At 39.4% G+C, this 10,913-nt stretch carries 10 protein-coding genes, 2 tRNA genes and 1 pseudogene; 12 read left to right on the top strand and 1 reads right to left on the bottom strand.

What is annotated here, in order from left to right; all coding sequences use genetic code 11:
• Positions 1-97: 97 nt before the first annotated feature.
• The 10 genes and pseudogenes from SINDD18_RS07265 (at position 98) to SINDD18_RS07220 (ending at position 7,989) form a co-directional block, all read left to right on the top strand.
• A tRNA-Ile gene (locus tag SINDD18_RS07265) sits at positions 98-171 on the top strand.
• 6 nt (positions 172-177) lie between these two features.
• Positions 178-265, top strand: a tRNA-Ser gene (locus SINDD18_RS07260).
• A 532-nt stretch (positions 266-797) separates the two neighbouring features.
• Positions 798-1,946, top strand: a pseudogene (locus SINDD18_RS07255) (DUF4767 domain-containing protein).
• 152 nt (positions 1,947-2,098) lie between these two features.
• Entirely contained in the window at positions 2,099-2,803 is a 705-nt protein-coding gene (locus SINDD18_RS07250; protein ID WP_061863644.1) for a hypothetical protein, read from the top strand.
• Positions 2,804-2,936: 133 nt separating this feature from the next.
• Positions 2,937-3,386 carry a MarR family winged helix-turn-helix transcriptional regulator gene (locus tag SINDD18_RS07245; protein ID WP_061863643.1) on the top strand — a complete coding sequence of 150 codons (450 nt, stop codon included), beginning with the start codon at positions 2,937-2,939 and terminating at the stop codon, positions 3,384-3,386.
• 3 nt (positions 3,387-3,389) lie between these two features.
• Positions 3,390-4,154: a nuclear transport factor 2 family protein gene (locus tag SINDD18_RS07240; RefSeq protein WP_061863642.1), complete on the top strand. Its 765-nt coding sequence runs from the start codon at positions 3,390-3,392 to the stop codon at positions 4,152-4,154.
• 13 nt (positions 4,155-4,167) lie between these two features.
• The gene (locus tag SINDD18_RS07235; protein ID WP_061863641.1) at positions 4,168-5,127 is read left to right on the top strand and encodes a zinc-binding dehydrogenase; all 960 of its coding nucleotides are present in this window, start codon (positions 4,168-4,170) and stop codon (positions 5,125-5,127) included.
• Positions 5,128-5,856, top strand: a complete 729-nt coding sequence (locus tag SINDD18_RS07230; protein WP_061863640.1) for an ATP-binding cassette domain-containing protein — start codon at positions 5,128-5,130, stop codon at positions 5,854-5,856.
• Complete coding sequence (locus tag SINDD18_RS07225) at positions 5,849-7,369, top strand: ABC transporter permease/substrate-binding protein (protein WP_061863639.1); 1,521 nt, start codon at positions 5,849-5,851, stop codon at positions 7,367-7,369. The genes SINDD18_RS07230 and SINDD18_RS07225 overlap by 8 nt, the downstream gene beginning before the upstream one ends.
• The gene (locus SINDD18_RS07220; protein ID WP_061863638.1) at positions 7,366-7,989 is read left to right on the top strand and encodes an endonuclease III domain-containing protein; all 624 of its coding nucleotides are present in this window, start codon (positions 7,366-7,368) and stop codon (positions 7,987-7,989) included. Before SINDD18_RS07225 ends, SINDD18_RS07220 begins: the two co-directional genes overlap by 4 nt.
• 185 nt (positions 7,990-8,174) lie before the next feature.
• On the opposite strand, the gene SINDD18_RS07215 is transcribed toward SINDD18_RS07220, so the two are convergent.
• Positions 8,175-8,708 (bottom strand): TetR/AcrR family transcriptional regulator, encoded by a 534-nt coding sequence (locus SINDD18_RS07215; protein WP_061863637.1) that lies wholly within the window; start codon positions 8,706-8,708, stop codon positions 8,175-8,177.
• Between the two features lie 133 nt (positions 8,709-8,841).
• On the opposite strand from SINDD18_RS07215, the gene SINDD18_RS07210 reads away from it, so the two are divergent.
• Entirely contained in the window at positions 8,842-9,738 is an 897-nt protein-coding gene (locus SINDD18_RS07210; RefSeq protein WP_061863636.1) for a cation diffusion facilitator family transporter, read from the top strand.
• Between the two features lie 79 nt (positions 9,739-9,817).
• Entirely contained in the window at positions 9,818-10,855 is a 1,038-nt protein-coding gene (locus SINDD18_RS07205) for a zinc-binding dehydrogenase (protein ID WP_061863635.1), read from the top strand.
• Positions 10,856-10,913 lie beyond the last annotated feature (58 nt).

Below are 10,913 nucleotides of genomic sequence, written 5' to 3'. Positions count from 1 at the left end.
TTTAGTGGTAAAACTACAGCCTTCCAAGCTGTTGTCGCGAGTTCGATTCTCGTCACCCGCTTTGAACATATAGTTCATTTACCAAGTTATTTAACTTGGGCGCGTAGCTCAGGTGGTTAGAGCGCACGCCTGATAAGCGTGAGGTCGGTGGTTCGAGTCCACTCGTGCCCATTAATAGGAGAATTACTCAAGAGGCTGAAGAGGACGGTTTGCTAAATCGTTAGGTCGGGTAACTGGCGCAAGGGTTCGAATCCCTTATTCTCCGTAATTAGAGCTTTTTAGCTCTTTTTTTGTGTTTTTGACTGTAAAATTTAGGCTTTTTGATAACTATGGTAGGGCGATGAATTGTTACAATCTGGAGTGAAACAAAATGATTCACTCTTTTTGTTTCACTCTTAGGAAGTTTCTAGGTTTAATGTTATTAAACTAACCGAATATTTAAGTTTTTTTTAGTGACTTTGTAGTCTTTTTCCTAGATTCTATCTGCATTTCTATTTTAGTCTTTCGATGTGTTAATGTTCTTTTTTTAATTTCCTGTAAGTTTCTAATATAAAATAATTATATTAGAAATTACCTTTAAATAATGGTTTAATCTCTTTTTGTTATAGCTCCTATTGGCTTTTCCTACATTATGTTTAGATCTATGGTATTTATCGAAGGTGTATCTAATATAAGAATTATAGAACTTATTTACTTAGTATTTGTATATATAAGTTTTTTTATTTTACCGAAACTCTAAAATATTTGATATAATGTAGGCAAAGCTATGTCACCATTCATTTCAAGAGGAGATTTTTATGGGTAATAAAAGTATAGTAGGAAGTCTGTTTATTCTTATATTTAGTTTCTTAACAGTTGGTTGTAGTAATCAAAATTCTGATGTTTCTAGTGATGATACTAGTTTATCTGCTACAACTAGTCAGTCAACTACTAGTAACGAGATAAAGTCTGGAGAGTCTAAGAAAGATTACAAAGATTTATACAAGCCAGTTTTTGAGGATTACAAAAAAATCCTATCTACACCTAAAGATCTTAATGTAATCGCTAATCTCTATAAGAGTTTACAAGGCACTGAACGCCCTATCAATAGTTGGTCAGTTGAAAATGCGGTTTTTCAATCAGATAAGATTAGCTATGCCTATGCGGATCTTAATAAAGATGGTGTAGAGGAATTGCTAATAGGAGTTGAGCAATCTAATGGTGATTATTTTATTTCGGGTCTTTATTATCTTGTGAATGAGAAACCCCTCCTTTTAGCAGAAAGTTTTGTAGCCGGCCATGGTGGTGCTAGAAATTCTATGATTATCTATAAGGGTGGAGACATCTTAGAATTAAGCTGGTCATCTGGTACAGGTGAAGGTAGGGGAGTACTTTATCATCTGAATTCGAGCCAACAAGCAGCAAGTAAAGTTCAGGAACAGGACATTCGTGTTCCTGGTAACAAAAGTTTGCATTCTGATTTTGGTAAGACAGAGGCAGAATTAATGAATTTCAAGCAACTAGATTGGCAGAAATTTGAAACTTCCACTAGCTCTTCTATCTCCGAGGAGAAACAAAAAGCTCCTTGGAATGCAAGCAAATCTGCGAAATTAGAAGCTTTCATTAAAGGATGGGGAGAAAGACTTGGTCAACCGAATTACAAAAAGGGAATTTCTGGTGGTGATGTTGGTGCAGATAATCTCTATACCTTTGGAGATTGACCAAGCGAAAAAATGAATGCCGAATACACGGATACAGGTTTAGGAAATGCTAAGTATCGAATTGTGGAACGCTATAGTAACTGGGATAAATACCCGGACGTGCATAGCTACTTTTTTGCGATAACTGATACTGGGGAAGCGATTGTTTTTCATTCTCCAACAACAAATGGTGGGGTTATGTACTTAAAACCGACAGAGAATACAGAGATCCAAGCAGAGTTTAAACACTTAGTTGAGGAAGACTAGAAAAATGAAGAGTTTGGTCAAGGCCAAGCTCTATTTTTTAAAATCTCTTCTTTCATTTTTATATTCTTTGAATATTTAATGGTATACTAGTGTTATATAAGAACGTAAAGCATCATTTGATGATGATTCTATAATCCAGGAGAATAATTTCTATGCCAAAAAGTGTAAAGTTTCATAGTATTTATTATAGATTTGTTCTATTTATAGTTATTTTATATTTTTTGGGTGTTCATCAAATTGTTGGGCGAGGAATTCAAACAGTTACTATCTTTGAATACGCCTTCAACTTTCATCAAACACAGTTAGGGTATTGCCTTGTTTTATTAATTTTAGTTGGCATTGGTATTAATTTTCTTTTTCCTTGGAAATTTTATATTACTCAGGATGGGATATACATTAGAAGGTTAGATTTATTTGTTCCTTGGAGTGATATCAGTGGAGTTTCCCATGTTTGGATTAACAAAGCGAGTAATTTTAGCAGAGGGCTTGTTTTTTATAACAATAAATGTTTAGTTTTCTATCGTAATAATTATAAACCGATTTGTATCTATAATACTTCTTTATTAGCCTTATTTCTTGTCAAACTCTTTAATTCTCAGATCAAGACGAATATCATATCAGCTAGTTTTGCTACGGGATTTAATATTCTATTGAATACATCAATTGTCTGTTATCTTTACTTTCTTGATTTGAAAACTCTTAGTTTTAGTTATTTTTTACTTTTTTGCTTACTCTACTTTATAAAAATTTTTATCATTCCTTTATGCTTGGTTTCTAGTCAAAATTCTAAGTATGGTCCTTATCTGGTCCATAGTAGTTTCTTTAAGAGGAATGCTTCAGATGTGATTCATGTTTAATTTTATAAAAATGATGACTTTCTACTTTTGGGTAGGAAGTTTTTTATTATTTCTATATCGAAATAGTTGACAGATGTAATGAAAAATCTTACAATAAATTCAGAAAGTTCGATATAGAAGTAAAGGAGACAAAATGGACAAGATGTTAGGGGGCTACCAAGCTCTACAGATTCGATTGTTGAATGGGCGTATCTTTCAAAAACTCTTGGGCAAGGAACCAGATGCCCATTACAGAAGTGAGCAGGGAAAAATTTTAACAATCTTGTGGAAGCAAGAGTTGGGTTGTGCTACCGCAACTGATATTGCTCTTGCGACAGGTCTGGCAAACAATACGCTGACCAGTATGGTTAAGAAATTAGAAGAACAGGGTTTGGTTACGATTAAGCCTTGTACACAGGATAAAAGAAAAAAATATATCTCTTTGACAGATCTCGGTTGGGCGCAAAAAGAAATTGGAGACCGTGTCAGTAAAGAGTTAGGTGAAATTTTCTACCAAGGATTTTCGGATCAAGAAATCCAGGAATTTGAAGCTTATCAAGAGCGTATTATCACTAATTTAAAGAAAAAAGAAAACGAGGAATAAATCATGTCCATTCAAGCACAAAATGCACAAAATCTATATATTCGTGCTATTCAAGATGGCCGTGTAGCAGAAGCGCAAGCAAGCTCTGTAGGGGATACCTATATCCAACACTCGACAGGAGTGCCGGATGGGAAAGAAGGATTCGCTGCTTTCTTTGTCGATTTTCTCGAACGTCATCCAGAACGTGACATTAAGATTGTTCGTACCATTGAAGATGGAAATCTTGTCTTTGTCCATGTCCACCAGTACCTTAATGGAGGGAAAACCCAATGGGTGACGACAGATACTTTCCGTGCAGATGAGAATGGACGCATCGTTGAACATTGGGACGTTATTGACTACTATCGCACACCTGAAAATGAGCAACTCGATCAGATCTTTGGAGATTTTGAAATCAAGGACTTGGACAAGTCAGCGGAAAATAAAAAGCTGGTCCGTCGTTTCTTGACAGAAATTTTCCAAAACAAGGAACTCGATCAATGGGAAGACTTTGTGGCAGAGGATGTGATTCAGCATAATCATGAGATTGGGCAAGGGAGTCAAGCTTATAAGGATTACGTACGCGAGCACCATATGGCCTATGACTTTGTTTTCCAACTCTTGACTCAAGGAAATTTTGCAGTGAGTTATGGTCAGGTATTGATTGATGGCGTTGCCTATGCTCAATACGATATCTTCCGTTTAGAAAATGGGAAAATTGTTGAACATTGGGATAATAAGGAAGTTATGCCTAAGGTAGAAGACTTGAACAATAGAGGGAAATTTTAAAAAGGAATACATTATGAGAGCAGTTGTTGTAAGCACTCCAGGTGGACCGGAGGTATTAAAAGTTGTCGAACGACCAAAACCAGTCCTGAAGGCAGGTTGGACCCTGGTGAAAATCCAAGGATTTGGCATCAATCATAGTGAAATTTTCACCCGTAAGGGACAATCACCATCTGTGAATTTTCCTCGTGTATTAGGGATTGAGTGTGTCGGTCTTGTGGAAGAAACGACACGACCGGATTTGAAGATTGGCCAACAAATCATTTCCATTATGGGAGAGATGGGGCGAGCCTTTGATGGAGGTTATGCAGAGTATACACTTCTTCCAAATGAACAAATTTATCCAATCAAGACAGAACTTGATTTGGAAAGTTTGATCGCCCTTCCGGAAACCTATTACACGGCATTTGGCTCTTTTCTCAATCTTAAGATTGAGGAGAAAGATAGCGTGTTAGTTCGCGGAGCAACCAGTGGTGTAGGAATTGCCTTTGCTAAACTGCTTAAAGGAAAATTTCCTAAGATTCACCTGACAGGAAGCAGCCGAAATTTAGCTAAGGAACAGCAATTGAAGGCAGTCGGATTTGATCAGGTGATTTTGGACAAGGATGGTGTCTTGCAAACGCAAGAGCAGTTCGATAAGGTTTTGGATCTTGTTGGTCCAAGCGCCATTCTCGATTCTTTTGCGCGGACAGCAGAAGGTGGGATTATCTGTTCTTGTGGCCTACTGGGTGGTCAGTGGACTGTTCCAGACTTTGATCCAATCGAGATGCTCTCTCGCAATCTCTACTTGACGACCTTTGCCTCTGCCAATGTGTCTCAAGACAAGCTTCAGGCTTTGGTAGACTTTGTCGAGCGTTATCATGTGGATGTAGGGCCTGAAAAAGTTTATAAGATTGACCAAATTCAGGATGCGCATGCTTATCTGGAAGGCAGCTATTCTTTTGGCAAAGTTATTGTGAAAATTGAGGAAGACTAAATGATTGAATACAAACATGTAGCCTTGCGCTATACGGATACAGACATTTTAAAAGATGTCAATCTCCGCATTGAAAATGGAGAATTCATGGTGCTAGTGGGTCCTTCAGGATCTGGAAAGACCACCATGATCAAGATGATCAATCGTCTCTTGGAGCCGACTGATGGCAATATCTATATGGATGGAAAACGGATCAAGGACTATGATGAACGGGAGTTACGTCTCAGTACCGGCTATGTTCTTCAGAAAATTGCTCTCTTTCCAAATCTCACGGTTGCTGAAAATATAGCATTGATTCCTGAAATGAAGGGCTGGAGCAAGGAACAAATCGCCTCTAAAACAGAAGAACTCTTGAACAAGGTGGGTCTGCCTGCTGCAGAGTATGCAGAGCGCATGCCTAGCGAGTTATCTGGTGGGGAGCAACAGCGGATTGGGATTGTGCGCGCTATCATTGGAGAACCAAAAATTCTATTGATGGACGAACCTTTTTCAGCCTTGGATGCCATCTCTCGCAAGCAGTTGCAGGCTCTTACAAAAGATTTACATAAAGAATTCGGCATGACGACCATCTTCGTAACCCATGATACGGACGAGGCCTTAAAATTAGGGGATCGAATTGCAGTTTTGCAGGATGGAGAAATTCGCCAGGTGGCAGACCCTGAAACAATTTTACAAGCGCCTGCGACAGACTTTGTAGCAAACTTGTTTGGAGGTAGCCTTCATGTCTAATTTCATTTCAACTTTTCAAGAACGTTTTGGAGACTGGCTTACAGCCCTTGGACAACACTTACAATTGTCTCTTTTGACCTTATTGGTTGCTATTTTTCTAACGATTCCGCTAGCGGTTTATCTAAATAGCCACAAAAAAGCGGCGAACTGGGTGCTACAAGTTGCGGGTATCTTCCAGACCATTCCCTCAATGGCTTTGTTGGGTCTCTTTATTCCTTTCATGGGGATTGGAACCTTACCGGCCCTTACAGCTCTAGTCATTTATGCTATTTTCCCGATTTTGGAAAATACAATCACAGCCTTGAACGGCATTGATCCTAGCCTTGAGGAGGCAGGAGTTGCTTTTGGAATGACCAAGTGGGAGCGACTCAAGAAGTTTGAAATTCCACTGGCCATGCCTGTCATTGTATCGGGGGTTCGTACAGCAACCGTTATGATCATTGGGACAGCGACTTTAGCCGCTCTTGTTGGAGCTGGAGGATTGGGTTCCTTTATCCTTTTGGGGATTGATCGTCGGAATGCTAGTCTCATTTTAATTGGGGCTATTTCATCAGCCATTTTAGCCATTCTATTTAATGTTATTCTCAAATGGTTGGAAAAGGCAAAGTTGCGTACTATTGTTGCAGCCTTTGCGGTGATGCTCCTTGGTTTGGGAGCGAGTTATGCTCCAAGCATGATTCCTCAGAAAGAAAAAGAAAATCTAGTCATAGCTGGGAAATTGGGGCCTGAGCCTGAAATTCTCATGAATATGTACAAACTTCTTATTGAGGAAAATAGTGACATGACAGTGACGGTTAAGCCTAATTTTGGAAAGACAGATTTCCTTTATCAAGCGCTTAAAAAGGGTGATATCGATATCTATCCAGAATTTACAGGGACCATTACAGGCTCTCTCTTGCAGCCAGCTCCTAAAGTCAGCAATGACTCTGAAGAAGTTTTTGAAGCTGCGCGTGATGGCATAAAGAAACAAGATAATCTAGTCTTGCTCAAACCAATGGCTTATCAAAACACCTTTGCGATTGCTGTTCCGAAAAGTATTGCAAAAGAGTATAATCTGAAGTCGATTTCGGATCTCAAGACGGTTCAAGACAAGCTCAAAGCTGGTTTCACTCTGGAGTTTAACGACCGCGAGGACGGAAACAAGGGACTGAAATCAGTTTATGGACTAAATCTTAATGTGGCTACCATGGAACCGGCCCTTCGCTATGATGCGATCAAGGCTGGTGATATTCAGATTATGGAAGTCTACTCGACAGACCCAGAAATCGAGCGTTACCAACTTCAAATTTTAGAAGATGATCAGCACCTATTCCCACCTTATCAAGGGGCTCCACTCATGAAAGCTGAATTACTCGAAAAACATCCGGAATTAGAAGGCATTCTGAACAAGTTGGCCGGTAAAATCACAGAAACCCAAATGACTCAAATGAACTACCAAGTGGGAGTAGAAGGAAAACCGGCTGCCCAAGTAGCGCGTGACTTTTTGGTCAAACAGGGATTATTGAAGAAATGATGCAGCAAGAAGAAATACAAGAGACTCTTTTGCGACTCTGTGAGCATTATGGAGAACAAAATTGGTGGCAATCGGATAACAAACTCGAAGATTTGGTCTCGACTATTCTGATCCAGCGAACAACAGAGAAGAATGCTAAGTTGGCTTTAGCTGGTTTGATGGATGTCATGACAGTAGAAGGTATACTGGCTTTACCGCTAGAAGAGTTACAGGAACGTATTCGGCCTGCCGGATTTTATAAGCAAAAGTCTCAAACGATTAGGGGACTTCTGATCTGGTTAAGAGAAGTTGGTGGTTTTGAGGTTCTGTCCAAGATTGGAACAGAAGATTTACGGAAGCAACTGTTGGAGTTAAAAGGGATTGGACCAGAGACTGCAGATGCACTTTTACTTTATCTTTTTGATCGTCCCGTTTTTATTTCGGATGAATATGCGAGAAGACTTTTTCGACGCTTAGGATTTGGAAATTTTGATACCTATAATGAAATGCATGCTGTTTATTGCAACGTATTGGAAGGACTAACTCTCAAACAATGCCAAGAGATTCATGCCGTTATTGATGAACATGGGAAAGTTTTTAGCAAAAGTAAAGGCCAGTTAGACGAAAGTTGGTTACGATAAAAAATTCTAAGGCTTCTTGTCTTAGAATTTTTTTAGTTAATGTACTTGCTTAAAAAATCATAGTTTGATCAGATTACTAAATAGAAAGTAGAGGCAAAATATTCATGGTGAATGGAATATTTGAATGATAGAATGTTGACAGGTATTTTTCTTTTGAGTGGATATGAAATCTATAGTTGTGTTTGCTACTTCATCCCCATGACGTCTAAGTAAAATCTCACTACTTGATCCTCCGTGTAAGATTTCTCCTTTTTCAGCCACCAGGTCAATGTTTCGATAAAGTTAGTTACAACATAGTGTTTGAGATAAGAGGCAGGAATATTAGGATAGGAAACTTGCAAGACCTTGGCAACCATGGGATAAACATGGTGTTCCAATTCTTTCTGCAATTGCCGGAGGAAGTAGTCGTTTTTAAAGAAAAGAAGACTGGTGACGTGGTCCTGATTTTTCTTAAAATGTGAAAAGATATGTGTCAAGTAAGCATTTGTAGTTATATTTTCCTCATGTTCAAAAAGATGATGAAAGAGATAACGGCAGAGCTCGTCTAGAAGCAGTTCCTTACTTTCATAGTGACTGTAAAAGGTGGAGCGACCGACATCTGCTAGGTCAATAATCTCCTGAACTGTGATGGATTCGTAATCTTCTTGATTCAATAATTGTAAAAAAGCAGTATAGATAGCTTTTCGTGTCTTGGTAATGCGACGGTCTTGACTAGTCATATGAACACTTTGAACAAATCGTTCAGTAACTTACAAAGAGAACAGTTTGCCCCTATCCTTTCTTTTCGGAGTAAGAGATAATACTAGTAAAGGGAATATTTATACTACTATTATACCAAAGGAGGACGGAAAAATGACAACGAAAGGTGCGGTTTGGCTAGCTTTTTTCTTAAATTTGAGTTATGCCATTGTCGAGTTTATCGCTGGTGGAGTATTTGGTTCTAGTGCTGTTCTTGCTGACTCTGTCCATGACTTGGGAGATGCAATCGCAATTGGGCTATCAGCATTTCTAGAAACAATCTCCAATCGTGAAGAAGATAGTCATTACACCTTGGGGTACAAACGTTTTAGTCTCTTAGGTGCCTTGGTAACGGCTGTTATTCTCATGACAGGATCTGCTTTAGTCATTTTGGAGAATATAACGAAACTCTTTCATCCACAAGCGGTCAATGATGAGGGTATCCTCTGGCTAGGAATCATTGCTGTTAGCATTAATGTGCTGGCGAGTCTAGTAGTTCGCAAGGGAAAAACAAAAAACGAATCCATTCTTAGCCTGCATTTTCTGGAAGATACTCTGGGTTGGCTGGCTGTTATCCTAATGGCTATTGTTCTGCGATTTACCGACTGGTATATTCTGGATCCGCTCTTATCTCTTGTCATTTCCTTCTTCATTCTGTTAAAGGCTATTCCACGTTTTTGGTCTACACTCAAGATTTTCCTCGATGCCGTGCCAGAAGGAGTGGATATCAAGCAAGTAAAGAGTGATTTGGAACGGTTGGAGTATGTGGCTAGTATCAATCAGCTTAACCTATGGACCATGGATGGTTTGGAGAAAAATGCCATTATCCATGTTTGTCTAAAAGAGATCGGACAGATGGAGGTTTGTAAAGAATCCATTCGAACCCTACTCAAAGATTGTGGTTTTCAAAATATTACCATTGAGGTAGATGCAGACTTAGCAAGCCACCAGGTTCATAAGCGTAAAATTGAGGAGTTGGAAGTAGATAAAAGTCATGAACATCATCATTAATGAGATGTAGTATAAGTGAGCGAAAGCTAAATAAAAAGTGTATACTAAAGGTAGTTACATAGAGAGAGGAAATTTTTAAATGAAATCAGCAATTTATACCAAGGCAGGTCAGGTCGGCATTGAAGAAGTTAAGCGTCCAAGCATTCAAGAATCGGATGATGTCATTATCCGTGTAGTTCGTGCTTGCGTTTGTGGTTCGGACCTTTGGAGTTATCGCAATCCAGATATTAAAGCGGGACATAAAAATAGTGGACACGAAGCGATTGGTATCGTTGAAGAAACTGGAGAAGCCATTACAACGGTCAAGCCCGGTGATTTTGTGATTGTGCCATTTACTCATGGTTGTGGGGAATGTGATGCCTGTCGTGCTGGATTTGATGGTTCCTGTGACAATCATATCGGAAATAACCTAGGAGGGAATTTCCAGGCTGAATATCTCCGTTTCCACTATGCCAATTGGGCTCTTGTTAAAATCCCTGGACAACCGTCTGACTATACAGAAGGTATGCTCAAGTCTCTCTTGACTCTGGCTGATGTCATGCCAACAGGCTATCATGCAGCGCGTGTGGCAGATGTGAAACCAGGTGATAAGGTTGTCGTAATTGGCGATGGGGCTGTTGGGCAATGTGCTGTCATTGCAGCTAAGATGCGTGGAGCTTCACAAATTATCCTTATGAGTCGTCACGAAGATCGACAACAAATGGCCTTGGAATCAGGAGCGACAGCTGTTGTAGCTGAGCGAGGAGAAGAAGGCATTGCCAAGGTGCGTGAAATTCTTGGCGGTGGAGCAGATGCAGCACTTGAGTGTGTTGGTACTGAGGCGGCTGTTGAGCAAGCACTGGGTGTCCTTCATAATGGCGGTCGTATGGGATTTGTAGGAGTTCCACATTATAAGAATCGTGCTCTTGGTTCAACCTTTATGCAAAATATATCTGTTGCAGGTGGAGCAGCTTCTGCGACAACATACGATAAACAATTCTTGCTCAAAGCTGTCCTTGATGGTGATATCAATCCAGGTCGTGTCTTTACTTCAAGTTACAAACTGAAAGATATCGACCAAGCTTATAAGGCTATGGATGAACGCAAGATCATTAAGTCTATGATTGTGATGGATTAAAAAGAAAAACCTAATAGAGATTTGAGAATCTCTATTAGGATTTTTTTATGTTCAACTA

Source organism: Streptococcus infantis (assembly GCF_001579645.1).
In the GTDB taxonomy this organism is placed as follows: Bacteria; Bacillota; Bacilli; order Lactobacillales; family Streptococcaceae; genus Streptococcus; species Streptococcus infantis_E.
The sequence above is the reverse complement of the archived record's forward strand: the minus strand, read 5'-3'. Positions and strand labels throughout refer to the sequence as shown.

Bases quoted from the DNA above. Each gene is read 5' to 3' on its own strand.
- SINDD18_RS07250 (WP_061863644.1), top strand. From the start codon at position 2,099: ATGCCAAAAAGTGTAAAGTTTCATAGTATTTATTATAGATTTGTTCTA.
- SINDD18_RS07245 (WP_061863643.1), top strand. From the start codon at position 2,937: ATGGACAAGATGTTAGGGGGCTACCAAGCTCTACAGATTCGATTGTTG.
- SINDD18_RS07240 (WP_061863642.1), top strand. From the start codon at position 3,390: ATGTCCATTCAAGCACAAAATGCACAAAATCTATATATTCGTGCTATT.
- SINDD18_RS07235 (WP_061863641.1), top strand. From the start codon at position 4,168: ATGAGAGCAGTTGTTGTAAGCACTCCAGGTGGACCGGAGGTATTAAAA.
- SINDD18_RS07230 (WP_061863640.1), top strand. From the start codon at position 5,128: ATGATTGAATACAAACATGTAGCCTTGCGCTATACGGATACAGACATT.
- SINDD18_RS07225 (WP_061863639.1), top strand. From the start codon at position 5,849: ATGTCTAATTTCATTTCAACTTTTCAAGAACGTTTTGGAGACTGGCTT.
- SINDD18_RS07220 (WP_061863638.1), top strand. From the start codon at position 7,366: ATGATGCAGCAAGAAGAAATACAAGAGACTCTTTTGCGACTCTGTGAG.
- SINDD18_RS07215 (WP_061863637.1), bottom strand. From the start codon at position 8,708: ATGACTAGTCAAGACCGTCGCATTACCAAGACACGAAAAGCTATCTAT.
- SINDD18_RS07210 (WP_061863636.1), top strand. From the start codon at position 8,842: ATGACAACGAAAGGTGCGGTTTGGCTAGCTTTTTTCTTAAATTTGAGT.
- SINDD18_RS07205 (WP_061863635.1), top strand. From the start codon at position 9,818: ATGAAATCAGCAATTTATACCAAGGCAGGTCAGGTCGGCATTGAAGAA.